This is a genomic window from Nonomuraea sp. NPDC048901 (assembly GCF_040649695.1).
GTDB lineage: Bacteria > Actinomycetota > Actinomycetes > Streptosporangiales > Streptosporangiaceae > Nonomuraea.
Genome location: NZ_JBEZFW010000038.1, coordinates 1 through 26740, shown reverse-complemented (window position 1 = coordinate 26740; position 26740 = coordinate 1). Strand labels below are relative to the sequence as shown.

The following is a 26740-nucleotide window of genomic DNA, read 5'->3' as shown; positions in this document are numbered from 1 at the left end:
TCGTGTCGGGCAAGGTTTTGGAACGACGCAGCGGAACAACGCAAGCGGCGCCATACGGTGTCGGGAAACGAAGATTTCCCGACAGGCCTCCAGGCCCTCTCGCGGTTCGTCGGGCACCTTCCGGCCCGCAACTGCCGCACCGCGAGCGTTTACCACTCCGCCATCCACAGTGTGTCACCACGTTGGTCAAGACGGCCAAACACCACGCCTATTGGCTTGGTGACGGCGCTCTGGTGGGGCATCGTGCAGGTCGGGGCGCTGCGCGTGCGGCATCGCGCTCGTTCAGCAGGCGGCGTCTTCCTGTTGTAGGCCCGGATCCCGATAAATACTTCGCCGCGTGCAGGTGCCGCACAGCATGCCCCACTCCTTCAGCGCAGTGGCCAGGGTGTTCTGGGGTGCCTGAGCAGTTGGCTTCTCCCCGGGAGTTCCGGATGCTTCGCTCGGCCTGCTGCGGGTCTGGGCGCCGGATGTCGTCGGGCCTTCATGTCTTGGCCGCGAGGAACTCCCTGGCCATGGACAGCGCTACCGAGGTCGCGCCGTACAGGGAGACTGCTTCGCCCAGTTCGGTGGTCTCGATACGCGGCGGGTAAGGGATGAGGGATTCGACGACGCCCTGCACCATCTCCCGTACGCGGAGGTTGGCCCCGATACCACCGCCAAGCACGACGAGACCCGGGTCGACGACGGCGCAGATGCTGGCGATAGCGAGCCCGATCCAGTTTCCCGCTGCCTTGACCAGTGCCTGCGCGGCAGGGTCGCCGTCCTCGGCGCGCAGGAAGATCTCAGCGACGCCGCGCGGGGGATGCTCCTGCCAGCCGCGATTCTGCCGGGCCATAGCAAGCAGGGTGGCCGCCCCGGTCTGGTCCTCCAGACCACCGCGTACGCGGTGGCGGGTGTCCAGCGGGTCTTCAGCGAGCGGCAGGAAGGAGATCTCCCCCGCCGCGCCGTTGCTGCCACGCCACAACTGATCGTTGTGGATGAGTCCCATGCCAATGCCGGCACCGATGCCCACGAAAGCGAAGGTGTCGACGGCGCGGCCGAGACCACGCCACTTCTCGCCGACCGCGGCCATGTTCACGTTGTTCTCAACGTAGACCCGCGTCGTGAACACCTCTCGCAGCGACCGGGTCAGATCAAATCCGTCTCGCACGAAGATGTTCGGCGCGAGACTGACCAGTTGAGTGACAGGGTCGACGACGCCGGGGGCGGCCACGCCGATCGCCAGGAGGGAGGACTCAGCGAGACCCGCCTTGGCCAGCACCTCGTGGACCAGTTCGACAAGCTGGACGGGCAGGGCTTCCTCGCCGGTGCGTGTCTCAGCCCGGACCTCGGCGTGGCTCTCGCCGTACAGGTCGGCGCAGGAGACCCGTACGCTCGACCCCCCGACGTCGATGGCGACGACGAAGCCGACCGAGGGTTGGATAGCGTAGGCGATCGGCACCCGGCCGGTGTTGCCCCGCACGTCGCCGTTCTCGGCGATGAGCCCCGTTTCCAGCAGGCGGCGCACGGCCTGCGACACCGTCGGCTTCGACAAGCCGGTGGCCTTCGCGATGGCTGGCCGGGTGGTCGACCCCGCCGCCGCGATGGCCTCCAGCACAAGTTGCTCACTCAGTCCGCGGAGTGAGCGCATGTCCGCTCGCCCAGCCGGTCCCGTCTCCGGGGTCATGTCGTCAATCCTCTCAAAAGCCAACCGGTCCGCCCAGCGTCGACCCGCCCCGCCGGTTCCGTGTGATCACGATGTTAAACGGTTTCTCAAGGCATGTGGTGACCGTTGACGCCTAGGGGGGTTGTTTGTTAGGAAACATACTAACAAACTCTGAAGCTTTCGCGTAGCTCACCGAGAGAGGACGGCGACGTTGCACGCAGTAACTGGGGCCCAGATCGTTCACCGGCATGAAGCAGAGGCGTTCATGGAGGGCGATGAGTTCGCCCTGAAGTACTTCCATTCAGACCGGCTGGTCTTCGCGTACTCGACCATGCCTCCCGGCGGCAAGTCCGCCTTCGACCCGGGCCACGTTGGAGCGGACGAGGTCGTCTACGTGGTCAAGGGCCAGATCCTCATCCAGATCGGCGACAAGGGCGACTTCGTCAACCTCCGCGAGGGCGATGCCGCCCTCATCGAGGACTCCGTTCCCCACACCGTGTACAACCCCGGCCCGGCGCAGGCGGAGATGACCTGGTCGACCGCCCCCGTCCTCGGCCGCGCCGACCGCCTGACGGGAGACTAGACGATGACCTCACCAAACCAGATCACCCGGGAGGACCAGGCGGGGGCGTTCCGCAGAATCGCAGTCGAGATCGGCGGCACATTCACCGACTGTGTGTTCGAGACCGAGCAGGGCGCCCTGCTGTGCGCCAAGGTCCCCTCCACCCCCGGCTCGCCCGAGTTGTCCGTACAGCACGCGCTGGAGCGGATGTCCACCAGCCTGGAGCAGACACAGGAGTTCCTGCACGGCTCAACGGTCGCCACCAACGCGGTCATCGAACGCAAGGGCGCGCCCACCGCGTTCGTGACCACTGAGGGATTCCGGGACATCTTGGAGCTCCAGCGAGGCGCCCGAACCAATATCTACGACCTGCAGTACGTCAAGCCGGCGCCGCTCGTCACGCGAGACCACGCGCACGAGGTCACCGAACGGATCACCGCCGCCGGCGAAGTATTGACCCCGCTGGCGCCCGACTCGCTCGACGCCCTCGCTCGACGGCTGGAGACGAGCGGGGTGCGTGCGGTCGCCGTGACGCTATTGCACAGCTACGCCAACGCCGAGCACGAGACCCGCGTGCAGGAATACCTGAACCGGGCACTCCCCGGGCTCTGGGTCGACATCTCATCGGACGTCGCCCCTGAGTTCCGTGAGTACGAACGCGCCTCCACCACGGCCATGAGCGCGTACCTGGGACCGCGCATCTCCACCTACCTGTCGCAGTTGCACGAGGACCTAGGCGCGCGCGGCTTCGCCGGAAGGTTCATGGTGATGAAGTCCTCCGGCGGCCTGCAGCACATCGGCCACAGCCACGTCCGCCCAGTCGAGATGCTCGAATCAGGACCGGTGGCCGGCGCGGGCGGCGCCGCGGAGATCGCGCTGCGGGCTGGAGTCCGCTCGGTCATCACCTTCGACATGGGCGGCACGTCCACTGACATCGCCGTCATCGATGACGGGCGGCTCCGCTACGCGTCGCAGTCAACCCTCGACGGACTCCCCGTCCGCTCGCCGACGGCCGACATAAGCTCGGTCGGCGCGGGTGGCGGCTCGATCGCGTCGATCGACGCGGGCGGGCTCCTGCAGGTCGGCCCGGAAAGCGCGGGGGCCGACCCCGGACCGGCCTGCTACGGCAGGGGCGGCACACGCCCCACCGTGACGGACGCGCACGTGGTACGTGGCGTGATCCGGCCGGAGAGCTTCATCGGCGGCGAGTGGACGCTGGACGGCGCGGCCGCCGAGCGGGCCATCGCCGCCCTCGCCGACGACCTCGGCGCCACAGTGCCAGAGGCGGCCGAGGCCGTGGTGCGGCTCGCCGACGAGAACACCATCAACGCGATCCGCATCGTCACCATGGAACGAGGACTCGACCCGCGTGACTACACCCTGGTGGCGTACGGCGGCGCCGGTCCGCTCCACGCCGCCCGGGTGGCCGAGGAACTGGGCTGCCCCGAGGTGCTGGTCCCACCGAACGCGGGGATGCTGTCCGCATTCGGGCTACTGGTCGCGCCACTGCAGGCCACCCGGACCGCCACCCGCATCCGCCCGGCCGCCGAATGGGCCCCCCAGGACCTGGAGGAGCTCTACCAGAGCCTCGACGCCCAGGTCCGCGCCGAACTGCGGGATATGGGCGCACCGGAGGAGGCCATCCAGCTGACCCGGATCCTCGAAGGCCGCTACATCGGCCAGGCGTACGAACTGTCAGTCCTCGCCGGAGCCCCGGCCCACATCCCCGACCTGGTTTCGGGATTCCACCAGGCGCACGAGGAGCGCTACTCCCGCTCCCGCCGATCCGAGCCGATCGAGTTCGTGTCCTACCGGGTGCGGGGCGAATGCCAGCGCGACTTCGCCGACCTGGCGTCGATGACGTATCCGTCGCAGGCCACCGGCGGCGGCGCGCAGAGCGCCGACATCAAGGGCTCGGACGGGAACCTGACGGCGGTCTTCACCGGCCGGGCGCGGCTGTCAGCCGGGGACGAGCTGGTCGGCCCCGCCGTCGTCGAGGAGAGCACCTCAGCCTGCTACGTCCCACGCGGCTGGACAGCGCGCGTGGACGAACACTCGAACCTGCGGTTGTCCAGGAGGAACCCATGACACTCCTCGATCCAGTTACCTTCGCGGTGCTGACGAAGAACTTTGTAGCGATCGCCCGCGAGATGAGCACCAATCTGCTGCGCTCGGCCTACTCTCCCGTCATCCGGGAAGCGGCGGACGCCTCGACCGCGTTCCTCGACCCCCAGGGCCGGGTCATCGCGCAGGCCGAGAACATCCCGCTGCACCTGAACTCGATGCCGCCGGCGTTCGCCGCGTGCCAGGCGGCACTCGGCGCACCGGCCGACGACGACGAGGTCTGGATCAACAACGACCCGTATTCGGGCGGGCAGCACCTCTCCGACATCTTCCTGTTCCGTCCGGTCTTCCACGAAGGCAGGCTGATCGGCTACACGGCGAGCGTCGGCCACTACATCGACCTCGGCCACTCGCTCGGCTTCAACCTCCGTGCCCGGGACATGTACGAGGAGCGCATGCGTTTCGCGCCGATGCGGTTCTCGCTGAGCCGGGACTGGAACGACGGCATCCTCCCGAAGATCATCGAGTCGAACGTACGCATGCCTCGCTATGTGCTCGGCGACCTGGACGCCCAGCTCACCGCCAACGCCATAGGCGCCGACCGGCTGCGCAGCCTCGCCTCTAAGTACGGTACCGACACGCTGCTGCGCGCCTTCGATGACTACCTGGATTACGCCGAGAGACGGACCCGGGCCCAGATCCACGAGCTTCCGGACGGTGTGTTCGAAGCCGAGGACTGGGTGGACGATGACGGCCTCGGACCAGACGCCATCCCCGTGCGCGTGCAGATCCGCATCGCGGGGGACCAGATCCACGTCGCCTTCGCCGGCACCGGGGCCCAGGTCAGGGGCGCCATCAACTGCCCGCTGGCTTCGACCGTGTCCGCCGCGATGAGCGCGATCAAGTCCGCGCTGAACGACCTGGACCTGCCCCTCAACGCTGGCTGCTACCGCCCGGTCACGATCGAGCACCCGCCGCTCGGTTCCATCCTCAATCCGGCATCACCCGCTCCGGTCGAAGCCCGTGCCCTGCCGGTCATCCGAGTGTTCTCCGCGGTGATCAAGGCGCTGGCGAAGGCGGCGCCGGAACGGGTGGCCGCCACCGGTTACGACACCCGTACCTCCATCGACCTGCACCACACCACCTCGCAGGGGCACAGCGGATTCTCCGATCTGTACGGCGGCGGGTACGGCGCCAGCCACCGCCACGACGGCGCCGACCAGGTTGATGACCCTCTGGGAAACTGCACGAACACGCCGGTGGAGGCGTTGGAGAACTCGCAGGACTTCTTCCGTGTCACGCACTACGGTCTGCTGCGCGACTCCGGCGGGCCGGGCCGCACACGCGGCGGGATGGGGGCGAGCCGGGGCTATGAGATCCTTCGCGACAACATCTACATGACTGCCTACTCCGACCGCTTCACGACCCGGCCGGAGGGACTGCTCGGCGGTGAGCCGGGCACGACCGCCGCCATCGGCGTGAACCGCGCCAGCGGCGAGCACGAGGAATTCCCGAGCAAAGGCTCGACCGTACTGAACCGGGGCGACGTCGTCACGGTCGCGGTCGGCGGGGGCGGCGGGTACGGCGATGCGCGAGAGCGGCCAGTCGAACTCGTTGAGCGCGACCTGCGCGAGGACCGCGTGAGCGCCGAGGCCGCGAAGATCCACTACGGGTACGACACATGAGCACGCGAGACGGTGTCCTCGACGCGACCACGACGCGACCCGAGGTAAAACTGGCCTTCCGCGATGTGGCCATGATCTATCAGGCCGACGGCGGCCCGGTCACGGCGCTCAAGGACGTCAACTTCGACGTGCGGGCGAGAGAGTTCCTGTGCGTGGTCGGTTCCTCCGGGGGCGGCAAGTCGACCCTGCTGCATATCGCGGCTGGACTGGTGCGGCAGACCTCGGGCGAAGTCCTCCTGGACGGGCACCCCGTACGGGGTGCCGGGGCCGACCGGGCCATGGTGTTCCAGGATGACGCGGTCTTCCCGTGGCTGCGCGTCCACCAAAACGTCGAGTACGGACTGAAGGCCCAAGGCCTGCCCAAAAAGCAGCGATGTGACCGGGTCGAGAAGATGCTCGCCCTGGTGGGCCTGCGTGACTGGCGCTTGATGTACCCGAGGCAGCTGTCGGGCGGGATGCGCAAACGTGTCGACATCGCCCGCGCGTTCGCGGGCCGAGCGGACGTGGTGCTCATGGACGAGCCGTTCGGAGGGCTGGACACGGTCACTCGGGCAAGCCTCCAGGAGGAGGTTCTCCGAATCTGGGACACCGAGCGGAAGACCATCGTGTTCGTCACACACGACCTTGAGGAGGCGGTGTTCCTGGCCGACAGGATCGTGCTGCTCCGCCCGTCCCACCCGCCCCTCATCTACGACAACGACCTGCCCCGGCCCCGCACCGACGAGTTGCGGACCTCCCGCGACCTGCAGGATCGCCGACGAGAACTGTCCCGGCTCATGTTGCAAGCGCCAGACCCGGACCGGAGCTCCCATGGCCCATCACACCACGAGCACTGATCCCACCCGTGCGGCCGCACCCGTGCGAGCGGCGCAATCCCCGCTGGACGGAGGAAAGGGTCGGCTGCGGCGCACGGTTCGCACGCTGGCGCGGCGGACGATCCCACTGCTCGTGGTCGCCGCCGCCTGGGCCGCGATCAGCCGCCTGGCCACGATCGACCCCTTGTTCCTGCCCAGCCCCGGCCTGGTGTGGAACGCCTTCACCGATATGGCGCCGCTGCTGCCGGGCGCCATCGCCTACTCGATGGGCACCTTGCTCACCGGATTTGCGGCTGGCTGCGCGGCGGCGATACTCCTCGGGCTGGCAATGGCCTACAGCAAGATCATACGGTATTCCATCGAGGGCCTGGTCGACGCCCTACGGCCCGTACCCGTCTTCGCACTCATCCCGCTGTTCATGCTGTGGCTGGGCATCGGGCGCCCGCCGCAGGTCCTGCTCGTCGCGTTCGGCTGCTTCGTGATCGTCGTCGTGAGCACCTCGGAGGCCATCCGCAACGTGCCTGCGATCTTCATGAACGCGGCCAGCACCCTGGGCGCGAGCCGCGCCCGTGTCTACCGCACCGTGGTCGTGCCGGCTATCACCCCGCAGATCCTTGGGGGCGTACGCGCCGCGGGCTCGGCGGCGTTCGGTTTGGAGGTGGCGGCCGAGCTCATCGGTGCCCAGGACGGCCTCGGGCACATGATGATCACCAACCAGTTGTACCTGCGCACCGAAGGCATCCTCGTCGCGATCGCCGTCTTCACCCTGCTCGCTCTGATCCTCGACGCAATCATCCGCCTCGCCGGCGGCAGGCTCGTCCGCTGGTCCGGACGCGGCCCCGCCTGATCCGAGAAAGACGCACGACCATGCAAATGACACGAAGACGTTTCCTATCCGCCACCGGCACCACCGCCACCGCAGCCGCCCTGCTGAGCGCCCTGTCCGGCTGCGGCTCGCCGCGTACATCAAGCTCACCGGGCACCCGCGACAGCGGCGCGGTCACGCTGGGCGTCTTGCCGTTCCTCGACTACGTCGCCTGGCAGGCGACCAAGCACCTGGGCATCGACAAGACCATCGACCTGCAGCTTGAACTGCAGCAATTCTCGCTGGAGCCGGGTGAGACGGCAGCCCTCGCCCGGGGCACCTGCGACGTCGCCAGCGGCGCGCTCGGTTCGCTGGTGCCGCTGCAGCCCAAGACGCCGGATATGAGGATTATCGGCACGACCTCCCAGTTCCGAGGTTTCGCGTTCATCGTCCGCAACGAGGATGGTTTCCGCCCATATGCGCCACCAGCCGAGGGCGCGTCCCCGAAAGAGGCGAGTAGGGCGGCGATCGCACAGCTTCGCGGCAAGAAGATCGTCACGATCCCATCGAGCTTCCAGGCCACGATCGACGGCACGCTCACAACCGCGGGGCTCACCGAGAAGGATGTCACGATCCTCTCCTTCGACCAATCCGCGAGCGCCGCCATCGCCTTCATCCGTGGCGAGGGCGACGTCTTCCTCGGCGGCCTGCCTGAGACGGTCCGGCTACTCACCGGCGCCAACAAGGGCAAGTACCTGCCGCTGGTGCAGAACCAGCAGATCGGCGAGGCAGGGCTCTGGTACTCCAACTTCGCCACAACGACGAAGATGCTCGATCAGCGGCACGAGATCGTGTTGAAGCTCATCGCCGTCTGGTACCGAACGGCACGATACATCCGCGAGCGCCCCGACGACGCGCTAGGCCCGATGGTGGACTATCTCAATCGGCAAACCGGGGGCGGGCTCACCCTTCAGGACGCCAAGAACCAGATCCCCGCCTTCGTCTACTTCCCCACACTCGATGAGGCCAAGAAGACGGTGTACGACTCCACCTCCGACACCTACTGGCGCAAGTGCTTCGACTATCAGGCCGCGGCCAACGAGAAGGCCGGCCACGTTCCCGCAGGCTTCCCGGCCGACTGGATCATCGCGGAGGACCTGTTCACCGAGCTGCTCGGCAAGAAGGAGCTCGTCGACTTCGTCAACTCCAGCCTGTGATCCAGCACCAGGCGTTCGGTATGGGCGTCCGAGGCCTTCCCCTCCGGACGCCCGTCTCGACAGCCGACGCTCCGCGCCAGAATGCCGGGCAGGTAGCGGTACGCGCTTGGCATAGACATCGGCTGCACCAAGATCCATGCGGCTGGCCGACGGCACCGACCGGATCGCGTGCATGGCCCGCGAGCTCCCAAGCCGCAGCGATGGCCTTCGCGGAGCATCTGGTTCTCGTCACCGACGCCGCAGCGGCCGCGGGCATGACACCCGGCCGATGCCAGCTCGGTGGTCGATCCGTCCACACCGAGAGCTGCCGCCCGCCGACACTGGCCGACAGAGAGAGGCGCTGCGCATGAACCACGCGCTAGCGAACGCCGTCCAGCTGGGTCTGCCGCTGCTGGACGCGGTGGCCGCCACGACATCACGCCCGGCCGACCTGCTCGCCCGCCCGGGCCTCGGACACATCAAGGACGGCCGCGCATGCCGATCTGGGGGGCTGAACGACAATCTCGACACAAAGACAACATGGCACTTCCCACAACTCGACTCAGGAGACACCACCAGATGACGACAACCCTGACCGCTGTCACGACCACCATCGACCAGCTCGACATCGCCCTGACAACAGGGAGATCAGATCGTTCACGCGAGGATTCAAAGGACCGAGACCATGTGCCAGCACCAACCACCCTGTCCATCCGCATACGCAACCGATCATGACGCGGCGCGTCTGGTGGCTTACCACCCCGAGCAGAACTGGGGTCTGCTCTGCAACGGTGTCATCGTCTTCGACGACACCGGCGAACTGCTGCCCGATGGACGGAGCATCCCTGCCCACCGCACCCTCTGCGCAGGTGCGGCATGAACCCGAGGAAACCGATCATTGCCACATCGGCAACCGGGCTCATGCAAGCCTACACCAGGCTAAAAGCCCTTGTCTGCCACATCGATACACCGCTTGATGTGCCTGGCGTCGACATGGCCACCTGGCCGCTGCCGCCCGGCCGGTCCTGTGTGCGCAGGGCGAGACGATTGACCCGCGCCCAGCTGACCGACTGGCATGTCAACCGCCACAGCAAGAGCGCTGACCTGCTCGTCAGCGCACTGGTCGCCAGGGCATACCGCCACGGGAGAGGACCGATCCGGCTCACGCTGTGGACAATGGACGGCACGCTACGCTGCGAGGTCGAGCACGCCGATCCAGCCCTCCCTCACACAGGCCACACCGGCCAGGACGACGAACAAGGCCATTGGCTGAGTTTGATCGACCAGTTCGCCTGCTGCTGGGGCGCCACACCCACCGCTGCCGGCAAGGCCGTCTGGTTCGAGCTGCCAGAGAGCCCGCGCGCGGCCGACGAGCTCACCCGACGTTTCGGCGCCGACCAGCACCGCGGCGTCTCCGTCTCGAACCCCCGGGCGTAGCCTGGCGTGGGGGAATGGGCGGGCCCCTATCCTGCTGGCGCAGCGGCACAGCGACCCGATGGGTGCGAGCGTGGCGGTGTTCGAGCGCGAGCCTGCAAAGGGTGCTCACGTGCCCGGCCGCCGCAGTGACCGGATCCACGGTCGCGGCGCTCGCACGGTGGGCGGGGTAGCGCTTTACCGGCACGCCTCTGCCCGGCCGCGAATACTCGGGAGACCGAGGATGTCCTTGCTCAGGCGTCCGGGTCCTGGACGTAGCGCTCAAAGCGGTGACGCGATCGTCGCTTGCTCGGTCACGGCCGCGGCGGTAACCGCCTGCTCGCGTCGCTGGTGTTCGGCGGCCAGTTCCTGGCGGAGCCGTTCGATCTCCTGGGCGTGCGCCGCGACGTACCGAGGGCCTGGTCGCGTTCGTGCTCGACCGTGCGTGCTCGCTCCTGCTGGGATTGGAACTGATGGCGCAGGTCAGTGAGCGGACGAACATAGGAGCACCGCGACACTTCGCCCCGAGGGACACTCTTGGGAGACACTCAAGCTCGACCTATCTCCCATGCAGGCTTAGACCTGCGCTTACACCCTTGGGGGACAGAAGAGACACCCTGTAGAGAAGTTCGGATAACCGAGGTGCACCAGCGCGCCGAGCTGGATGGCCAGTTGCGGCATTCGTGGACGAGCTGACACCACAGCCCGCCCAAGTCGCGGGTGCGGACGTAAGTAGAACTCAAACCCGTCCTTCTCGGCGTGCTCGCGAGCGAGCGCTGCCACGCCTGGCCACTCGATCGGCTCCCCGGATGGGGTTTTGCCGAGGTCGTTGTGGAGCACGACGACGCGGCCGGTGTAGCCCTGGTCCTTGATCAGCTTGGCGACGTGGGCGAGCAACGCCATGGAGTTCTTGCCTGCGCTGGAGTTGCTGACGTTATGGACGCGGTTCTGATGTGTTCAGTCGGATGCGCTGTGACCCGACTCTCGCCGTCCGCAGCGCGAGGCAGGTTGGTTGAGGCATTCTTCGTGGTGTCGCGCGCCCGGCGACTGGCGATCAGTCGTCGGGCGCGCTGGCTTCGAGTGGATCGTTTGGCTCGTGAACGGCCTGGAGCAGCTGATCTATTTGCTGCTGAGTCGTGGCATCGTCTGCGATGGCGGCTTCTGCGCGGTCGAGCGCCTGACGGACACGGGAGTCGAGATCGACGCGAGTACTTGGTTCGCGACGCGGACTCACTTTCTAACCTCAGGCTTTCGCGGTGAATTTCGCGCAGGTTGATCGACTGCATAAGAAAAGTGCTTCTGAGCTGGGAGGATGGGGCTTGTCTAGAGTCCTGTCCCCGCCAGATCGAGAAGCACTTTCCACGTGAAGACTATCGCCTCCCACCGCACCATCACCGCCTCCGCCGACGGCACCGGGCTGCTATCCCATGCCGGGAGCCTGCTGCTGCTCAAGACCCTGCACCTCACAGGCCTGGACCGGGCGTTGTCGGCCCAGCTGGAGCGCTGGCGGCCGGAACGGGCGGTGCACGACCCCGGCAAGATCGTGGCCGACTTGGCGGTCAGTCTTGCCCTCGGCGGTGACTGCCTGGCCGACATCGCCCTGTTGCGCGCCCAGCCCGACCTGTTCGGCCCGGTCGCCTCCGACCCGACCGTCTCCCGCCTGATCGACCGGCTCGCCCGCGACGAGGTCAAGGCGCTCAAGGCCCTGCGCGCCGCTCGCGCCGCTGCTCGCCAACGCGCCTGGGACCTGGCAGGAACCGCAGCGCCGGGTAGCGACGGCGAGCTGATCCCCATCGACATCGACGCCACCATCGTCATCGCCCACTCCGACAAACAACACGCCGCACCGACCTGGAAACACACCTTCGGCTTCCAGTGCGCCATGAGGCGCTCTGGCGTATCCCCGGCATAGCTGGGAGGGACTTGAAAGGAGGTTCCTGGGCCTAATGACTTACCCGATCCGGAAACGGTGACGGGACCAGAGCATGTCAGGAAACTGGCGGCCATGCCGAGACGCTGCGGATGGCGCGCCAGGAGGCCCGCGTGACATGGCGAAAGCTGGATTGCCTGAACCCCAATCTCCAGCGGAGGCAACGGAGACTCCACCGGCAAGGCGTCTGAGGCCGGTGCCGTCGACTGCGGTGGCTTGATGGAAGGGCCGCCGCACCTTTCAGTCGGCGGAGCGACGCCCAGTCAGGGTGTTGAAGGAGATGAGTGGGGCGCCTACCTCACGCTGTTACGTACGTCGGAGACGAACATGGGATCGCCTACGGGATGCGAGTCCTACGGCGACGGAGTGCCCGTAGTAGTCGCAGGGGTCACGGCCTGCCGGGGAGGACGGGAAAGCCGTCCACAGGGCCAAGGGGCACAGGTGATCGGACATCCCGGTCTGGGAGGTATGCGAAATGCAGAGCGCCGAAACGGTGCTGGGTGTCCTGCGTGAACGCGGCAGGCACGGCCTGTCGTGTGAGGAGTTGTATCGGCAACTGTTCAACCCGCAGTTGTATTTGCTGGCCTACGGGCGGCTCTACTCCAATCACGGAGCGATGACGCCCGGGACGAGCCGGGAAACCGTGGACGGCATGTCGCTGGGCAAGATCGGACGCGTCATCGACGCGCTGCGCCACGAGCGCTTCCGGTGGAGTCCCGCACGAAGGATCCACATCCCGAAGAAGAACGGCACACGCCGCCCGCTCGGCCTTCCTTCCTGGACAGACAAGCTGGTGGCCGAAGTGGTGCGCCTGCTGCTGGAGGCCTACTACGAGCCGACCTTCCGCGACGCCTCTCACGGGTTTCGGCCAGGTCGCGGCTGTCACACCGCGCTCCGCAAGGTCGCGGACACGTGGCAGGGCACAACCTGGTTCATCGAAGGGGATATCGCCGACTGCTTCGGCAGCCTCGACCACGACGTCATGATGACGAGGCTGGCGGCGAACATCCACGACGGCCGGTTTCTTCGGCTGATCAGACACATGCTGCAAGCCGGATACCTGGAAGACTGGATCTTCAACGCGACGCTCAGCGGTTGTCCGCAGGGCGGGGTCGCGTCCCCGATCTTGTCCAACATCTATCTGGACCGGTTGGACGTCTTCGTCGAGACCGTCCTCATCCCGGAATACACCCGAGGAGGCTCCCGGAAACCGAACCGGGAGTATCACAGGACGTACTACGCGATGCGCAGAGCCCGCGAACGCGGCGACCTCGCCGAGTTCCGCGCCCTACGCAAACGGCTGCGGTCCTTGCCCAGCTCAGATCCCCGAGATCCGAGTTATCGCAGGCTCCGCTACATCCGTTATGCCGACGACATCCTGTTCGGGTTCGCCGGACCCAAGGCCGAAGCCGAGCAGATCAAGGCACGCCTGGCCCAGTTCCTGCATGAAGACCTCAAGCTCGAATTGTCGCCGGACAAGACCCTGATCACCCATGCCCGCACCCAAGCGGCACGGTTCCTCGGCTACGAGATCACCGTTCAGCACAGCACCACGAAGATCACGAACCGGCGGAGGTCCGTCAACGGCGTGATCCGGCTGCGGGTGCCGATCCCGGTGATCAACGCCTACTGCACTCGCTACCTCGACCGCGGCAAACCCGTGCACCGCTCCAACCTGTTCGCCGCCCCGGACCGGGACATCATCAGGACCTACGGAGCCGAGTACCGAGGCATCGTCCAGTACTACCTGCTCGCCAGCGACGTATTCCGCCTCGCCCGGCTCCGCTGGGTGATGGAAACCTCGCTGCTCAAAACGCTCGCCGGCAAGCACCGCTCGACCGTCGCGACCATGGCCCGGAGATACAAGGCCAAAGTCGACACCCCGGTCGGACCCCGCACGTGCTTGCAGGTCATCACGGAGCGTCCCGGCAGGAAGCCGCTGGTCGCGCGGTTCGGCGGGATTCCGCTGCGGCGGCAGAGAACCGCACTGGTCATCGACAAGTCCATGACCAGGACCGTTGTCCGGCGCAAGGAACTGATCTCCAGGCTCCTGGCCGGACGCTGCGAGATCTGCGGCGAAACGGACGACATTGTCGTCCACCACGTTCGCAGCCTCGCGGACCTGACCGACCGCAGGCAGCCGCACCCGGCCTGGGTGACGGTGATGGTCAAGAAACGGCGAAAGACCCTCGTGGTCTGCCGTGACTGTCACACCGCCATCCACGCCAGCGGCTGACGGAACCACGAAGATCACTGGAGAGCCGTCTGCGGTCAAAGCCGCACGGGCGGTTCGGGCCGGAGGTCACCGGAAAAGGACCCGCGCTCCGCGCGGGCACCTCGCCGGTGGCCTACCGGTGCTCCGATGACGGTCTTCGCCGACCACGGCGCAGGCGGCTCCGGTGAACCGCTGGCCATTCTGCTGCGACCGGGCAACGCCGGTTCCAATACCGCCGCCGACCACATCGAAGCCACCCGGCTGGCCCTGGCCCAGCTGCCCAAGCACCGCCGACGCCAGGTGCTGATCCGCACCGACTCCGGCGGCGGAACCCATGAGTTCCTGTCCTGGCTGACCAAGCCGGGTCGGCGACTGTCGTACTCGATCGGGTTCACCCTCACCGAGGAGGTGCAACAGGCCATCCTGCGCCTGCCCAAGAGCGCGTGGACGCCCGCCTACGACGCCGACCGTCAGGTCCGGCCCGGCGCCTGGGTGGCCGAGCTGACCGGCCTGCTGGACCTGACGGGCTGGCCGAAGGGCATGCGGGTCATCGCCCGCAAGGAGCGTCCGCATCCCGGCGCCCAGCTGCGCTTCACCGACATCGACGGATGCCGCGTCACCTGCTTCGTCACCGACGCCAAACGCGGTCAGCTCGCCGACCTGGAACTGCGCCACCGCCGCCGGGCCCGCGCCGAAGACCGCATCCGCTGCGCCAAGGACACCGGCCTGGCCAACCTGCCACTGCACCACTTCGCCCGCAACCAGATCTGGTGCGAACTCGTCGCCCTGGCCTGCGAACTGCTGGCCTGGATGCAGATGCTCGCGCTGCCCGGCACCGCCGCCCGCAGCTACGAGCCCAAACGCCTGCGCCTGCGCTTGTTCGCCGTGGCCGGACGACTCGTGCGCGGCAGCCGACGCGTGCGCCTGCGCCTGGCCGCCCGCTGGCCCTGGGCCCGCGACATCCTCACCGCCCTGACCCGCCTGCAAGCCCTGCCCGCGCCCACCTGACCAGCAATCAACCGACCCTACGACCAGGAAAGGACACCCGCGGGCCCGTGGAACCCCGCCCACCCGGCGCGACAGCTGGGCCGGCGCGCTGACCACTACCCGTAATCAACCCTCAGCCGGACCGCTCAGCCGACCAATCCTTGATCACGAAAGATCGAGGCTAGAGGCCGTCGCCGCTCGTGTCCGTCAGCACGAAGAGCAAATACGCCGACTCACCAATCGCGTGAGCTGAAAGCGTTAACCGGCCAACGCCGAACACCGACCTGATTAGCCGGATAAGCGCTCGACAACGCAGCGGCCGAGGCGTTCAACAGCACCCTCAAGGTCGAGTACGTGCACCGCCACCGGTTCCGCACCCGGGCCGAGGCCCGCCTGAAGATCGCCACCTGGATCGCCGACTTCTATAACACCAGCCGGCGGCACAGCGCCAACGACGGACTGCCGCCCATCACGGCCCAGCGCTCGGGTTGACGTCACCAGGGGCAAAGTAACTCTGCGTGACGAAGGTGAAGCCCGAGCCCTGCTCAGTGATCGGTGATGAGAGCGTCCAGGGCAGCGGTCTTGTCGGCCTCGGTGGGCAGGGCGTATCGGCGAGTGGTGTCCAGAGAGCCGTGGCCGAGGAGTTCGGCGACCAGGATGGGGTCTTTGCCGTCGCGGATGAGTTGGGTGGCGAAGGTGTGGCGCAGGACGTGCGGGCCGAAGGGGTCGGTGGGGTCGTCGTTGATGCCGCAGGCCTCGCCGAGGCCGGTAATGATGTCGCGGGCGGCGCGGTCGCTCAGGCGGCCGCCGCGGTGGTTGAGGAACACCGCGGTGCTGCTGGCGCCCTTCCAGCCGGCGCGGGTCTGAAGCCAGTCGGTGAGGACCTGGCGCAGGTCGGGGTGGACAGGCATGTGGCGGATCTTGCCGCCGTCGCGGCCCTTGCCTCGGATACGCAGCTCGCCTTTGCGGGCTGAGAGACGGACGTCGGCCAGGTCGAGGCCGACCACTTCGGAGATGCGCAAGCCCGCGAAGTAGGGCAGCAGCGCGAGGGCCTTGTCGCGCGGGCCGGCGGTGAGCTGAACGTGGCGCACGTAGCGGCGGGCGCGGCGGGCGTCCAGGGCGTGGGGTGCGGTGCGGCGGGAGTCGCGTTCGCGCCGTGCTCGGGGTTTGCCGAGGCCGCGGCGGGCGTAGAAGTCGTCGATGGCCGACAGGTAGGTGTCGATGGTGTTGGGGGCGCGGCGGCCGTTCTTCAGGTAGCGGCGGAAGTCGCGCACGGCGCCGGTGGCGGCGATGGGGTCGGTGAGCGGGTCGCCGTCCAGTGCGTCGGCGTCGGCCTGGTCGGCGAGCCAGGCCAGGTAGCCGCGCAGCCGGGAGTGGTACTTGGTCTTGCTGGAGTCGGCCAGCGGTGAGCGCTCCAGCGCGGTGGCGTACTCGGCGAGGATCGCCGCATACAGGCCGGGAAGCACGACCGCTCGTCTTCGGTTTGTGTTTCCGGAAGTTGATCCGGGGCTCTGCGAGATCTCTTTAGTTGTGTTTCCGGAAGTCACCCTTGGAGTCTCCTTCCGGAATTGCTACATTCCGGAAGCTCGACAATCCGGGCGAGTTCATGGCTCAGGCATGTCGGCGGCTGCGGTAGGCGGCGGTCTTGGCCCGGGCGGTGCAGGCGGTGCTGCAGTAGCGGCGTGACCCGTTGCGGGTGAGGTCGATATAGACGGCATCGCACTGGTGGGCCTCGCATTGCCCGAACCGGTCGGGGCCGTAGCCGTCCACGATCAGCGCGAGAGCGGTGGCGAACTCGCCGCCCATCGCTTCCACGTAGGTGCCGCCCGATCCATGGAAGTGCAGATGGAACGGCTGGCCGACGTCCTCGACCAGGTACGGTTGCGCGCCGTACCTGCGGATCAGGGCGTTGATGCGCGCGGCCTGGTCCGCTGCCTGCTCCGCCAGCAGCACCTCGCGCAGTTCGCGGGCCAGCTCGGCCAGGCGTAGACCGGCGTCCGGGTCGGCCCGCAGCGCCATCCCGGCGCGTTCGCCTGTTGCGGCGGCGACGACCGTCACCAACTCCTCTCCCTCCAGGCACCGCGTCCTGGCGCCACCTGGCCGGTGCGTGGTCGCCGCATTGACCAGCTCGGCTATCAGCGGCGCTTGCCGCGTCACGTTACAGGCTATTTCCACTTGACCAGTAACAACCTTTCCGATGTTATAGGCGTAACTGAAATTGATGGTAACGGAGTGCTTGTGGTCACGTCCTATCGCCGCCTGCTGATCCAGCCAGGCGTCCCCTTCCTGCTCGCCGTGGGGATGATCGTCAAGTTGAGCACTCCGGTGCTCAGCCTCGCGTTACTGCTGGCGGCCGTCGACCAGCTCGACTCCTATGCTGCGGCCGGCTTCGTCCTTATTGGGCACGCCCTGGCCTTGGCCCTGTGCGCGCCGCTGGGCGGCCGGCTGGCCGACCGTCATGGCGCGCGCCCGGTGCTGGCGGCCTACCTCGCCGCTCACGCCGTGGCCTATGGCCTGCTCTTGTCCGCCTACCAGGCCGGATCCGCCGCCATGGTAGGCGCGGCGGTGCTGCTGGGCGCCACCACACCACCCGTCGGCGCCGTGATCAGAGGCAGCTGGCCGCGGATCGTCCCGCCCGACTCGCTGCCGGCCGCCTACGCGGCCGACAATGCGGTCAACGAGGTGATGTTCATTCTCGGTCCCCTGCTGGTGCCGGTGTTGATGCTGGCGATGCCGACGGATCGTGTGGTGGCCGCCGCCGGCGCCTGCCTGCTGATCGGGACCAGCCTCATGCTCGTGTCACGCGGGGTACGCCAGGCGGCGTCGGTGACACCGGCCGCGAAGGCCGGTACCCGGCTGAGTCGGCTGGCCGGGCCCCTCAGCCACCGCCCTACCCTGGTCCTGCTGATCCTGGCCGCCTTCGGCACCTTCTCTTTCGGCTGCCTGCGCATCGCCACGGTGGCCGCGGCCACGAAGTTCGGCTCGCCGTCCTCGGCGGGAGTGTTGATGGGGCTGCTGTCGGCCGGCGCGCTCGTCGGCGCGCTCGGCTATGGATCTCGCACCTGGCCCATCTCCGGCAAGCGCCTGCTCATCGTCTTGTCCCTGGCCGATGGCGCCAGCATGCTCGCCGGAGCTTTCGCACCGGAATTCCTCGCCCTGGCCGTCCTGATCGCTGTGATCGGGCTGCTGACGGGGCCGCGCGACGCGGTTCAGCCCACCCTGCTCGCCGAGCATGCCCCCGCCCGCTACCGCACGGAGGTCTTCGCTTGGCTGAACACCTTCATGTGGACCGGCTATGGCCTGGGCACCGCCATCGCGGGCCAGCTGACCGGGCTCGACGACAGCGGGATCGCCGCATTCGTCGCCGCCTCGGCCATCGCACTGGCAAGCGCCTTCGTGGCCGCCATCGCCTACCGCCCCACACCGCCTGGATCGGGGCTGTCTTCGGCGCAGCCCGAACCGATACGACCGGACGCAGCCTAGACCAAGTCGTGACCTAGAGACTTGCTCTCATGTGACGCGATCAGGCGGAGAAGGCCGTGGCGCCCCTGCGGCCGTTCTGCGGGTGACCGCTTGAGACGACCGGATGAGAAGATCGAGCGATCTGGTGACGCCGGAGATACTCCCGACCACGGTGCCGGCATTCCGTAGCATCAGTTGCGAAGTAATGGATGCCAGGAGGGTGTCGATGGGCGGGCGCGACAGGCGGCGGACTACGGACGGCTCGGTTTCCTCCCGGATGGGGCGGCCGCCGTTCGCGGACCGCGATGCGATCGTGGCCGCGGCGTTGGAGATCGGTCTGGCGGAGTTCACCATGACCGCGGTGGCCAAGAGGCTTGGCACCTCGCACTCGACGCTGTACGGATACTTTCGCAGCCGGGATGAGCTGGCCGCGGCCGCAGTGGACCAGGCTGTGGACACGGTCGAGTGGCCGGAGCCCGGGCAAGACTGGCGTGCTTTCCTGGCCGAAACGGCATGGGCGCACTGGCGTCTGTACACATCCCACCCCGGACTGGCCGAAGAGATCATCTCCTTGAGGCTGACCTCCGCCGCCTTGGTGCGTCGCTACAACCGGACCGGTGTCGCCTTGCTGGGGTTCGGATTCAGCAGCCAGGACGCAGCGTTGATCATGGACATGGTCGCCGAACTGGTGGTGCAGGCGTTCATCGGCGCAGCGGAGGGTGAGCCAGGAACGCAGACATCGCTCGGCCGGCAGCGACGGCGCCGCGAGCTGATCGAGCCCTGGCTGGACGACTACGACCAGCGGCTGCGCCCTGTGCTCGCCGCGGCGGTCTCAGGACCTCCGGAGGCCTGGTTCGAGCGCAAACTGGATCTCTTCCTGGACGGCGCTGCTCAGCGCCGCCGCTGAGCAGCGTCCGTGTACGCCCCGTAGGAACCGCACCTGCCTGTGCCGCCCTCAATCAGGCTGACGACTTTTCGACAGACTGTTGTAAAGTGTCGGCCTATGACGGACGGGAGAGGCAAATGAAGCGCAAGCAGATCGATAGGAACACCACCGAGCCCGGCTCTTCGGGCGGCAGCGACCCCCGACGCTGGAAGATGCTCTGGGTGATCGTCACGGCCCAGTTGCTGATCGTGCTCGACGCCAACATCGTCAACATCGCACTGCCCTCAGCCCAAGCCGCGCTCGGCATGTCCGACGGCGACAGGCAATGGGTGGTCACCGCCTATTCGCTGACCTCGGCGGCTTCCTGCTGCTCGGCGGCCGGGTGGCCGACCTGCATGGCCGCAAGAAGGCCTTCGTCGCGGGGCTGGTGGGCTTCGCGCTAGCCTCGGCGCTCGCCGGGCTGGCCCAAGACCCGTTGCTGCTGCTGGCCGGCAGAGCCGCGCAGGGCCTGACCGGAGCGTTTTTCGCCCCCGCCGGACTTGCCATGCTCACCACCTCCTTCACCGACACGAGCGAACGCGCCAAGGCCTTCGGCGTCTTCGGCGCGGCCGTCGGCACCGGAGGAGTGGCGGGCATGATCTTCGGCGGCGTGCTCACCGAGTACGCCTCCTGGCGCTGGTGCTTGCTGATCAACGTCCCCATCGTGGCGATCTTGCTGGTCGCTGCCGTGCGAGTGTTGCGTGACAGTCGATCCAGTGGACCGATTCGCTATGACCTGCCCGGCGCGCTGACCGCCACGCTGGGCATCGGTGCGCTGATCTACGCCGTCTCACAGGCGGAAGCGCGGGGCTGGACCCATCCTGTGTCCCTGGGCTTCGGGCTGGCAGGTATGGCGTTGCTGGTGCTGTTCGTCTGGATCGAGCACCGCTCGCCACAGCCGATGATGCCTCTGCGCGTGGTGGCCCACCGGGTCCGGGGCAACGGACACGTGATCAACTTTATGGCCGGTGGCGCTCTGTACGCCGCTTACCTGTTCCTCACCTACTACCTGCAAAGCGTCAAGCACTACTCCGCGCTGCAGGCCGGCCTGGCCTTCGTCCCCATGGCCGTTGGCATCCTGATCGGTGCCCTGGGCATCGGCAGGTTGCCCGCGCGTGTCACGCCCAGAACCATCCTGATCGGTGGCCTGGCTGTGGGCGCGCTGGGAATGGCCGGCCTGGCCACCATCGACCCCCACAGCGGCTTTGCCGTCCTGCTGATCGCCCAACTCGTGGTCGGCACAGGGGTGGGCGCCGCACTCACCACGATCGTCAGCATCACCTTGCAGGATGTCTTGCCCGAAGACAGCGGCATCGCCAGCGCGCTGACCAACGCCACCCAACAGATCGGCGGAGCCGTGGGCATCTCACTCCTGAACGTCCTCGCCCTCTCCGTCACCAGCACCGCCACGGACCCCCATTCGGCTCCAGCGCTCACCAGCGGCTACGCGGCGGCATTCCTGACCGGAGCCGGATTGCTGGCCGCATCAGCCCTAATCGCCTGGTTCGTTCCTCGCCCCTCCACCACGCCGCGATGACACAGGCCATACACATCAATGTCCACGCTTCGGGGAGAGGCCCCGAGAGCCTGCACGCGCTGCGCCGGGACCTGCACTACGCCCAGCAGGGCGCCATCACCAAGCCGGCCTTGGCTGACCAGACGGACCAGGCATGGTGTTTGACCGTTTTGACCAACTCTGTCATCGCGTGGACGACGGAGTACTACTCGCTGGCCGTGCGGCAGCTGCGGGCGGCCGGCCGGGACATTCCCGACGAGCTGCTGGCCCACATCTCCCCAGCACACAGCGAGAACGTCAACTTCTTCGGCGTAATCACCGTCGACGTGGAGGCCGAGCTGGCCAAGCTGGACGGCGGCGGCTGGCGGCCGTTGAGGACCGCCCAGCTGCGGGAGCTGGGACTGGCGCCCTGAACCGCAGGGACAACAATGGTGATGGCACGCGTGAGGGGCGGGCCGTCACCATCGACGTGCGGTTATGCCTCACTGATGGTGGTGCTGGTGTCTGATGTCGCGGGATTCGCCGGCCCAGAGGAGGCGAACGGCTGTGCCGTCTTCTGGTGTTTCTGGTCAGCATCTGCCCGCAGGGCTTGGTGGCGGATGCGCAGGCTTACCAGCCCGGTCACGGCCAGGCCGGCCAGGCCCAGCGCCATGCCGATCCAGGCCGGTGCCGCGTATCCGTGCCCGGTCTCGATAGTGAGTCCGGCGAGCAGGGAGCCGAGGGTGTTGGCCAGGTTGAATGCACCGATGTTGGCCGCCGAGGCCAGGGCGGGCGCTTGTGAGGCGCTGTCGAGCATCCACGTCTGCAATGGCGGGATTGTCGCGAAGGCCGCCACCCCGAACAGGACGATCGCGGCGATGAAGGCCGGTTGGTTGTCCGCCGCCACGGCGACGATCGCCGATAGGGCGGTGAGGGTGCCGACGGAGATGTAGACCGCGGGTAGCACGGCCCGGTCGGCCAGGCGGCCGCCGAGAAGGTTACCCGCGACCAGGCCGACTCCGAGCAGCCCCATGACCACGGGCACCGTTCCCGGGGAGAAACCGCCCACGTCGGTCATCATCGGCGCGATGAAGGTGATCACCGTGAAGACGGGCGCGAATCCGAACACGGTCATGGTCAGCGCGAGCCACACGCCGCCCTGCCGGAAGACACTCAGCTCGCGCAGGAGGCTCTGCTCTTGGGGGCGAGGGCGGGAGGGGACCAGCGCCGCCACCCCCGCAAGGCCGACCACCGCGACGGCGACGACGGCCCAGAAGGTGGCGCGCCAGCCGAACGCCTGCCCGATCGCGGTGCCAGCGGGCACGCCGAGGACGTTCGCCATACTCAGGCCGGAGAACATCACCGACAGCGCGCTGGCGCGCTTGGCCGGTTTCACCAGGTCGGCCGCGACGACGGCGCCGACGCCGAAGAAGGCGCCGTGGGAGAAGGCCGCGGCGATCCGCCCGGCCATCAGCACGCCGTAGGAGGGTGCCAGCGCTGAGAGGATGTTCCCGGCCAGGAAGAGGATCATCAGGGCGAGCAGCATGGTCTTGCGGGGCAGGCGCGCTCCCGCCATGGTGAGCAGGGGCGCGCCGATGACCACGCCGGCTGCGTATCCCGAGACCAGCAGCCCGGCGGCCGGAATGCTGACGTCGAAGTCGGCGGCCAGCTCGGGCAGCAGGCCGTTGATGATGAATTCGGTGGTTCCGATGCCGAATGCGCTGATCGCAAGGGCGAGCAGGGCCACAGGCATGAGGGGCTCCTGTCAGCAAAGAGGGAGAGGTCAGCGCGGGTAGGCGCCGCCGTCCAGGCTCAGCACTTGGTTGGTGAGATATCCGTTGCGCAGGACGGCCAGCGCTAGGTCGGCGACCTCCTGGGGTTGGCCGAACCGGCCGACGGGCAGTGCGCGGGGATCGGCGTTGCCAGGCAGCATGCGGGTGTCGGCGATCAGAGCGGGCGCCAGGGCGTTGACCGTCACGCCGCGGGAGGCGACGCGGGCGGCCAGGAAGTGGGTCAGGCCGTGCAGTCCGGCCTTGGAGGCGGCGTAGTCCGCGCCGATGATGCCGCCGGTGAAGGCGGCGACCGAGGACATGAACAGCACGCGCCCGTACCCGCGTGCGGCCATGCCCGGCAGGGCGTGCTGGGCCAGCAGGAAGGGGGCGCGCAGGTTGACCGCGAGCGTACGGTCCCACGCCTGGAGTTCGAGCGTGGTGTAGTCCTGCTGGAGCGCATGGCCTGCGTTGGGGATCAGGATGTCCACGGGGCCGCCGAGCGCGTCGGCGGCCTCATTCAGCAGTCTGGCCGGGACGTGCGGGTCGGCGAGGTCGCCGGCGAGCGCGACCGCGTCGACCATCGCGTTCTGGGCCTGGGCGACCAACGCGTGGGCCGGGTTGGAGTGTGAACCGTAGACGAAGGCGGTCTTTACGCCGGAGGCGATGAGGCGCTGGCCTAGTGCCTGGCCGATGCCGCCTGATGCCCCGGTGAGCAAGGCCACCCTGCCGGACAGGTCGTGATCGGTCATCTCCCGCCCTTTCCGGTGCACGCCGCGGTTGTACGGATGGTCGGCGGATCAAAGGTCTGCCGGGTGGCCTCCTCGCCGAAGGCATGGGACGAGATCCGCTCGTACGGGCTGATGACCGCCGGGCGGAATCCCGCCGTCCACGTCGGGATCGTCATGCCCGTGCCAGAGTGAAGCCGATGCCTGCGCCCATCCCCAGCCCGTACGCGAGCTGAATCAGCAGTTCCACGGCCGGCTCCAGGTAGCGGGCGTTGGCCAGCGGGCCGGCGTCCACGGCGTCGAAGCCGAGCTGCGTGCCCAACTCCAGCACGGTCTTCCTGGCGGCCTCATCGTCGGAGGCCACCGGCAAGAACAGGCCGGGGGTGTCCAGGGTGGCGGCGAACACGGTATTGAAGGCCTTGACCACCCGGGCGCCGGGCAGTGTGGCGGCGACCTGCTCACCCGCCGAGGTGGTGTGCCCGATGGTCAGCGACATGAAGTCGGCCGCCAGCGGGTTGGTGACATCGATCACGACCTTGTCCGCCAGGGCGGTCTTGATCTTGGCGTCGAGCTGGGCGATGGCGGGGAACGGCACGGCCAGCACGGTGACGTCGGCCTCGGCGACCTGCGCCGCGACCTGGTCCGGAGCGGTGGAAGAGTTCGCCGTGGTGACCGTGTGCCCGGCCGTGGCAAGACGGCGCTCCAACGCGGAGCCGACGTTGCCCTTGCCGATGATGCTGATCTTCATGAGTGGCCCTTTCCGAGATGTGAGGCGCGTCGATGCACGACACGAAATGCGTCGAATTCGACGCATCGGCGCAACGGAGTCGATCGTACGGATGCGTCGAATTCGACGCAACTCCGATAGGCTCCTCACATGAGCGAACCGCGGTGGTTGAACGAGACGCAGATGCGCGCCTGGACCGGCTTCCTGGAAACCTCCGGCCTGATCCAGCGCCATGTCGAACGCCAACTTCGAGACGACGCCGGCCTCACCATGATCCAGTACGAGATCCTGCACTGGGCCAACGAGTGCGCCCCCCAACGCCGGTGCATCACCGAGCTCGCCGACCTGATGATCACCTCGCGCAGCGGCCTGAGCTACCAAGTGGCCCAACTGGAGAAGGCCGGCCTGCTACGCCGCGAAACCGACACCAACGACGAACGCAGGGCCATGGTCGTCATCACCGAAGACGGCCAGCGACTCCTCGAGAAGACCGCGCCCGGACATGTGGAGGCGGTCCGCGACGGCCTGATCGACCTCCTGACCGACGAGGAGATCGCCCAACTCGCCGACATCATGGACGGTGTGCGCACCCGGCTGCGTCCCCGTGTACTGCCGACCGCCTCCCGCAAAAGGGCCCCCTGATCGGCACGCCGACCCGCGGCTCTCTCGCGCAGTCCCACCCAGGAACACCCGTCCCACCCAGGACCGCTCGGCAGCGTGACACAGAATGTGAATTATCTGTCACACTGGCTGCCGCCGGGTCACCTTCGCCCAGCTCGGCGCCCGCCGCCGCGCAGGCGACTCGGCTACATTATGTGTCACATCGCCTTTCGGGAGGCGGCTCCGTGTCCATCGTGGCGTTCCCCAGCCAGCCCGACCTTGCGACCGCCAGCGTGACGGTCACGGCTGCGGTCGAGCGTTTCCTCGACTCCCTCGCTGCGGCCACCACCCGCGCCGGCTACGCCGAGACCCTCACCCGGCTGACCGCGGCCACCGGCCCGCACCATCCGGTCGCCGTCCTGCAGCCCGAGCACTACGCCGCGGTGATGGACCACTGGAACGCCGCGGCCGCCGCGACCTGGAACCGGCACCTATCCGCGCTGACCTCGTTCACCGCCTGGGCCCAGCGCCAGGAACTGCTGGCCACCAACCCGGCCCGGCGGCTGGAACGCCGCAGGACGGCACACCGAGGCGACCGCGCCATCCCGCGCACCCGGTTGGAGACGCTCTTCACCGACCCCGCGCCCGCCTTGCGGGAAAGAGTCCTGTGGAGGGTGCTGTACGACACGGCCGGCCGCGCCGACGAAATCCTCACCCTCAACGTCGAAGACCTCGACCTGGAGTTCCGCCGCGCCCGCGTCGTCTCCAAGAGCGGCGCGATCGAGTACGTACACTGGGCCACCCCCACGGCCCGGCTGCTGCCCCGCCTGCTGACCGGCCGCACGACCGGACCGGTCTTCCTGACCGACCGGCGCGCCCCCACCTCTGGACGCCGAACGCCGGCAGCCGCCGACATCTGCCCCGTCACCGGGCGAGGCCGACTGTCCTACCCGCGCGCCGAGTACCTGTTCAAGACCGCCTCCGCAAAGCTCGACCCGCACCGGCAAGGGTGGACCTTGCACCAGCTCCGCCACTGGGCGCTGCAGCACCTCGCCCAAGCCGGCCGAACAGCGCCCGAACTGCAGGCCAAAAGCCGCCACCAGCATCTGGCCAGCCTCGGCCGCTACGTGCGACTCGGTGAAGAGACCTCCGCCCGCATCACCGCCGAAGCCGACCCCGTCCAGCGTCGCCGTACCCGCTGACCCCCACATCACCCGGTAGACCACCGCATCACGAGCCGTCCCGCACCAGCGGCACCTGATCATCGTCGGGGTCAGGCTCGACTCGATACCCAGCCTTCACCAGATCGACCCGATACCGCGTAAGCTCCGGCGCGGAACCTCGGCCTCGACGGCGCACGCGACAAGGAACGGCGCCCCGTCGTCCCCGCCCTCGACAAACCCGTCATGGCGTTCGCTGAATTCCCGCCGTTCCGCCTTGCGCAGCACCGTCCGGATGACCTCAGCGTCCCGATCCCGCGCGGTCCACAGCGGCCGACCGCTCGCGCCGTACCCAAACTCCGGCTTGTCGCTCATGGCCCACACGGTAAGTGAATCGAGACTGCAGTCACTTGGGCATACATCGTCGCAGGTCAGGCAAATCCGTTGGAAATTTCCCAGGACTAGGAAATAACCTCTGTGTTCCCGCGTCCTGAGGCTGAGCGGGGCGCACCCCTTCTGACCTGTGACCTGGTGCTTCTGGTCGCCCCGTGCCGAGG

General features: G+C 67.8%; 28 protein-coding genes and 3 pseudogenes. 23 read left to right on the top strand and 8 right to left on the bottom strand.

The window, feature by feature from the left end:
- Positions 1-481: 481 nt before the first annotated feature.
- On the bottom strand, positions 482-1597 hold the full coding sequence (locus AB0C30_RS57515) for an ROK family transcriptional regulator (RefSeq protein WP_357961484.1): 1116 nt from the start codon (positions 1595-1597) through the stop codon (positions 482-484).
- A gap of 313 nt (positions 1598-1910) precedes the next feature.
- Between AB0C30_RS57515 and AB0C30_RS57510 the strand changes: the two genes are divergently transcribed.
- The 10 genes from AB0C30_RS57510 (at position 1911) to AB0C30_RS57465 (ending at position 10659) form a co-directional block, all read left to right on the top strand.
- Positions 1911-2228 carry a cupin domain-containing protein gene (locus AB0C30_RS57510; protein ID WP_357961481.1) on the top strand — a complete coding sequence of 106 codons (318 nt, stop codon included), beginning with the start codon at positions 1911-1913 and terminating at the stop codon, positions 2226-2228.
- Positions 2229-2231: 3 nt separating this feature from the next.
- Positions 2232-4295 carry a hydantoinase/oxoprolinase family protein gene (locus AB0C30_RS57505; RefSeq protein WP_357961479.1) on the top strand — a complete coding sequence of 688 codons (2064 nt, stop codon included), beginning with the start codon at positions 2232-2234 and terminating at the stop codon, positions 4293-4295.
- Entirely contained in the window at positions 4292-5956 is a 1665-nt protein-coding gene (locus tag AB0C30_RS57500; RefSeq protein ID WP_357961477.1) for a hydantoinase B/oxoprolinase family protein, read from the top strand. Before AB0C30_RS57505 ends, AB0C30_RS57500 begins: the two co-directional genes overlap by 4 nt.
- A complete protein-coding gene (locus AB0C30_RS57495) occupies positions 5953-6792 on the top strand; it encodes an ABC transporter ATP-binding protein (RefSeq protein ID WP_357961474.1) in 840 nt (279 codons plus the stop codon). Before AB0C30_RS57500 ends, AB0C30_RS57495 begins: the two co-directional genes overlap by 4 nt.
- A complete protein-coding gene (locus AB0C30_RS57490) occupies positions 6767-7618 on the top strand; it encodes an ABC transporter permease (protein WP_357961471.1) in 852 nt (283 codons plus the stop codon). Before AB0C30_RS57495 ends, AB0C30_RS57490 begins: the two co-directional genes overlap by 26 nt.
- Positions 7619-7644: 26 nt before the next feature.
- On the top strand, positions 7645-8793 hold the full coding sequence (locus AB0C30_RS57485) for an ABC transporter substrate-binding protein (protein ID WP_357961468.1): 1149 nt from the start codon (positions 7645-7647) through the stop codon (positions 8791-8793).
- Positions 8794-9139: 346 nt separating this feature from the next.
- Entirely contained in the window at positions 9140-9355 is a 216-nt protein-coding gene (locus AB0C30_RS57480) for a hypothetical protein (protein ID WP_357961465.1), read from the top strand.
- Between the two features lie 102 nt (positions 9356-9457).
- Entirely contained in the window at positions 9458-9652 is a 195-nt protein-coding gene (locus AB0C30_RS57475) for a DUF5999 family protein (protein WP_357961462.1), read from the top strand.
- The gene (locus AB0C30_RS57470) at positions 9649-10209 is read left to right on the top strand and encodes an ATP-binding protein (protein WP_357961459.1); all 561 of its coding nucleotides are present in this window, start codon (positions 9649-9651) and stop codon (positions 10207-10209) included. The genes AB0C30_RS57475 and AB0C30_RS57470 overlap by 4 nt, the downstream gene beginning before the upstream one ends.
- A gap of 282 nt (positions 10210-10491) precedes the next feature.
- Positions 10492-10659 (top strand): hypothetical protein, encoded by a 168-nt coding sequence (locus AB0C30_RS57465; protein ID WP_357961456.1) that lies wholly within the window; start codon positions 10492-10494, stop codon positions 10657-10659.
- 114 nt (positions 10660-10773) lie between these two features.
- Here the strand turns inward: AB0C30_RS57465 and AB0C30_RS57460 are convergent, their stop codons facing one another.
- Entirely contained in the window at positions 10774-11088 is a 315-nt protein-coding gene (locus tag AB0C30_RS57460; RefSeq protein ID WP_357961453.1) for a hypothetical protein, read from the bottom strand.
- Positions 11089-11281: 193 nt separating this feature from the next.
- On the opposite strand from AB0C30_RS57460, the gene AB0C30_RS57455 reads away from it, so the two are divergent.
- The 5 genes and pseudogenes from AB0C30_RS57455 to AB0C30_RS57435 all read left to right on the top strand — a co-directional run.
- Positions 11282-11461, top strand: a complete 180-nt coding sequence (locus tag AB0C30_RS57455) for a hypothetical protein (protein WP_357961450.1) — start codon at positions 11282-11284, stop codon at positions 11459-11461.
- Positions 11462-11548: 87 nt separating this feature from the next.
- Positions 11549-12058 (top strand): annotated as a pseudogene (locus tag AB0C30_RS57450) (transposase); the annotation flags it as partial.
- A 532-nt stretch (positions 12059-12590) separates the two neighbouring features.
- Positions 12591-14351, top strand: a complete 1761-nt coding sequence (locus AB0C30_RS57445; RefSeq protein WP_357961447.1) for a reverse transcriptase domain-containing protein — start codon at positions 12591-12593, stop codon at positions 14349-14351.
- A 123-nt stretch (positions 14352-14474) separates the two neighbouring features.
- Positions 14475-15338 (top strand): annotated as a pseudogene (locus AB0C30_RS57440) (IS1380 family transposase); the annotation flags it as partial.
- Between the two features lie 294 nt (positions 15339-15632).
- A pseudogene (locus AB0C30_RS57435) lies at positions 15633-15809 on the top strand (integrase core domain-containing protein); the annotation flags it as partial.
- Between the two features lie 53 nt (positions 15810-15862).
- Here the strand turns inward: AB0C30_RS57435 and AB0C30_RS57430 are convergent.
- Positions 15863-16783 (bottom strand): tyrosine-type recombinase/integrase, encoded by a 921-nt coding sequence (locus AB0C30_RS57430; RefSeq protein ID WP_357961444.1) that lies wholly within the window; start codon positions 16781-16783, stop codon positions 15863-15865.
- Between the two features lie 145 nt (positions 16784-16928).
- A complete protein-coding gene (locus AB0C30_RS57425; protein ID WP_357961441.1) occupies positions 16929-17474 on the bottom strand; it encodes a CGNR zinc finger domain-containing protein in 546 nt (181 codons plus the stop codon).
- Positions 17475-17555: 81 nt separating this feature from the next.
- Here AB0C30_RS57425 and AB0C30_RS57420 point away from each other — a divergent pair, with 81 nt between their 5' ends.
- From AB0C30_RS57420 to AB0C30_RS57400, 5 genes are all read left to right on the top strand, one after another.
- Entirely contained in the window at positions 17556-18800 is a 1245-nt protein-coding gene (locus tag AB0C30_RS57420; protein ID WP_357961438.1) for an MFS transporter, read from the top strand.
- Between the two features lie 205 nt (positions 18801-19005).
- On the top strand, positions 19006-19686 hold the full coding sequence (locus AB0C30_RS57415; RefSeq protein WP_357961435.1) for a TetR/AcrR family transcriptional regulator: 681 nt from the start codon (positions 19006-19008) through the stop codon (positions 19684-19686).
- 116 nt (positions 19687-19802) lie between these two features.
- Positions 19803-20108, top strand: coding sequence for a hypothetical protein (locus AB0C30_RS57410; RefSeq protein ID WP_357961432.1), 306 nt, complete (start codon positions 19803-19805; stop codon positions 20106-20108).
- A complete protein-coding gene (locus AB0C30_RS57405; protein ID WP_357961429.1) occupies positions 19991-21241 on the top strand; it encodes an MFS transporter in 1251 nt (416 codons plus the stop codon). Before AB0C30_RS57410 ends, AB0C30_RS57405 begins: the two co-directional genes overlap by 118 nt.
- Complete coding sequence (locus AB0C30_RS57400) at positions 21238-21633, top strand: Tn3 family transposase (RefSeq protein WP_357961427.1); 396 nt, start codon at positions 21238-21240, stop codon at positions 21631-21633. The genes AB0C30_RS57405 and AB0C30_RS57400 overlap by 4 nt, the downstream gene beginning before the upstream one ends.
- Positions 21634-21695: 62 nt before the next feature.
- On the opposite strand, the gene AB0C30_RS57395 is transcribed toward AB0C30_RS57400, so the two are convergent.
- Together AB0C30_RS57395 and AB0C30_RS57390 are read right to left on the bottom strand one after the other, a co-directional pair.
- A complete protein-coding gene (locus AB0C30_RS57395) occupies positions 21696-22952 on the bottom strand; it encodes an MFS transporter (protein WP_357961424.1) in 1257 nt (418 codons plus the stop codon).
- Positions 22953-22982: 30 nt separating this feature from the next.
- The gene (locus tag AB0C30_RS57390) at positions 22983-23720 is read right to left on the bottom strand and encodes an SDR family NAD(P)-dependent oxidoreductase (RefSeq protein ID WP_357961421.1); all 738 of its coding nucleotides are present in this window, start codon (positions 23718-23720) and stop codon (positions 22983-22985) included.
- 36 nt (positions 23721-23756) lie between these two features.
- Here AB0C30_RS57390 and AB0C30_RS57385 point away from each other — a divergent pair, with 36 nt between their 5' ends.
- Positions 23757-23891, top strand: a complete 135-nt coding sequence (locus tag AB0C30_RS57385; protein WP_357961418.1) for a hypothetical protein — start codon at positions 23757-23759, stop codon at positions 23889-23891.
- On the opposite strand, the gene AB0C30_RS57380 is transcribed toward AB0C30_RS57385, so the two are convergent.
- Positions 23872-24444 (bottom strand): NADPH-dependent F420 reductase, encoded by a 573-nt coding sequence (locus tag AB0C30_RS57380; protein ID WP_357961416.1) that lies wholly within the window; start codon positions 24442-24444, stop codon positions 23872-23874. The genes AB0C30_RS57385 and AB0C30_RS57380 overlap by 20 nt on opposite strands.
- A 129-nt stretch (positions 24445-24573) precedes the next feature.
- On the opposite strand from AB0C30_RS57380, the gene AB0C30_RS57375 reads away from it, so the two are divergent.
- Positions 24574-25065 (top strand): MarR family transcriptional regulator, encoded by a 492-nt coding sequence (locus tag AB0C30_RS57375; RefSeq protein ID WP_357961413.1) that lies wholly within the window; start codon positions 24574-24576, stop codon positions 25063-25065.
- Positions 25066-25268: 203 nt separating this feature from the next.
- The gene (locus AB0C30_RS57370) at positions 25269-26225 is read left to right on the top strand and encodes a tyrosine-type recombinase/integrase (RefSeq protein WP_357961411.1); all 957 of its coding nucleotides are present in this window, start codon (positions 25269-25271) and stop codon (positions 26223-26225) included.
- Positions 26226-26321: 96 nt separating this feature from the next.
- Here the strand turns inward: AB0C30_RS57370 and AB0C30_RS57365 are convergent, their stop codons facing one another.
- Positions 26322-26558 carry a hypothetical protein gene (locus AB0C30_RS57365; RefSeq protein ID WP_357961408.1) on the bottom strand — a complete coding sequence of 79 codons (237 nt, stop codon included), beginning with the start codon at positions 26556-26558 and terminating at the stop codon, positions 26322-26324.
- Between the last annotated feature and the right edge of the window lie 182 nt (positions 26559-26740).

Coding starts and splice junctions, on each gene's coding strand:
- AB0C30_RS57510 (WP_357961481.1), top strand. CDS start 1,911: ATGGAGGGCGATGAGTTCGCCCTGAAGTACTTCCATTCAGACCGGCTG.
- AB0C30_RS57505 (WP_357961479.1), top strand. CDS start 2,232: ATGACCTCACCAAACCAGATCACCCGGGAGGACCAGGCGGGGGCGTTC.
- AB0C30_RS57500 (WP_357961477.1), top strand. CDS start 4,292: ATGACACTCCTCGATCCAGTTACCTTCGCGGTGCTGACGAAGAACTTT.
- AB0C30_RS57495 (WP_357961474.1), top strand. CDS start 5,953: ATGAGCACGCGAGACGGTGTCCTCGACGCGACCACGACGCGACCCGAG.
- AB0C30_RS57490 (WP_357961471.1), top strand. CDS start 6,767: ATGGCCCATCACACCACGAGCACTGATCCCACCCGTGCGGCCGCACCC.
- AB0C30_RS57485 (WP_357961468.1), top strand. CDS start 7,645: ATGACACGAAGACGTTTCCTATCCGCCACCGGCACCACCGCCACCGCA.
- AB0C30_RS57480 (WP_357961465.1), top strand. CDS start 9,140: ATGAACCACGCGCTAGCGAACGCCGTCCAGCTGGGTCTGCCGCTGCTG.
- AB0C30_RS57475 (WP_357961462.1), top strand. CDS start 9,458: ATGTGCCAGCACCAACCACCCTGTCCATCCGCATACGCAACCGATCAT.
- AB0C30_RS57470 (WP_357961459.1), top strand. CDS start 9,649: ATGAACCCGAGGAAACCGATCATTGCCACATCGGCAACCGGGCTCATG.
- AB0C30_RS57460 (WP_357961453.1), bottom strand. CDS start 11,088: ATGGCGTTGCTCGCCCACGTCGCCAAGCTGATCAAGGACCAGGGCTAC.
- AB0C30_RS57445 (WP_357961447.1), top strand. CDS start 12,591: ATGCAGAGCGCCGAAACGGTGCTGGGTGTCCTGCGTGAACGCGGCAGG.
- AB0C30_RS57415 (WP_357961435.1), top strand. CDS start 19,006: ATGGGCGGGCGCGACAGGCGGCGGACTACGGACGGCTCGGTTTCCTCC.
- AB0C30_RS57410 (WP_357961432.1), top strand. CDS start 19,803: ATGAAGCGCAAGCAGATCGATAGGAACACCACCGAGCCCGGCTCTTCG.
- AB0C30_RS57405 (WP_357961429.1), top strand. CDS start 19,991: ATGGGTGGTCACCGCCTATTCGCTGACCTCGGCGGCTTCCTGCTGCTC.
- AB0C30_RS57400 (WP_357961427.1), top strand. CDS start 21,238: ATGACACAGGCCATACACATCAATGTCCACGCTTCGGGGAGAGGCCCC.
- AB0C30_RS57395 (WP_357961424.1), bottom strand. CDS start 22,952: ATGCCTGTGGCCCTGCTCGCCCTTGCGATCAGCGCATTCGGCATCGGA.
- AB0C30_RS57390 (WP_357961421.1), bottom strand. CDS start 23,720: ATGACCGATCACGACCTGTCCGGCAGGGTGGCCTTGCTCACCGGGGCA.
- AB0C30_RS57385 (WP_357961418.1), top strand. CDS start 23,757: ATGGTCGGCGGATCAAAGGTCTGCCGGGTGGCCTCCTCGCCGAAGGCA.
- AB0C30_RS57380 (WP_357961416.1), bottom strand. CDS start 24,444: ATGAAGATCAGCATCATCGGCAAGGGCAACGTCGGCTCCGCGTTGGAG.
- AB0C30_RS57375 (WP_357961413.1), top strand. CDS start 24,574: ATGAGCGAACCGCGGTGGTTGAACGAGACGCAGATGCGCGCCTGGACC.
- AB0C30_RS57365 (WP_357961408.1), bottom strand. CDS start 26,558: ATGAGCGACAAGCCGGAGTTTGGGTACGGCGCGAGCGGTCGGCCGCTG.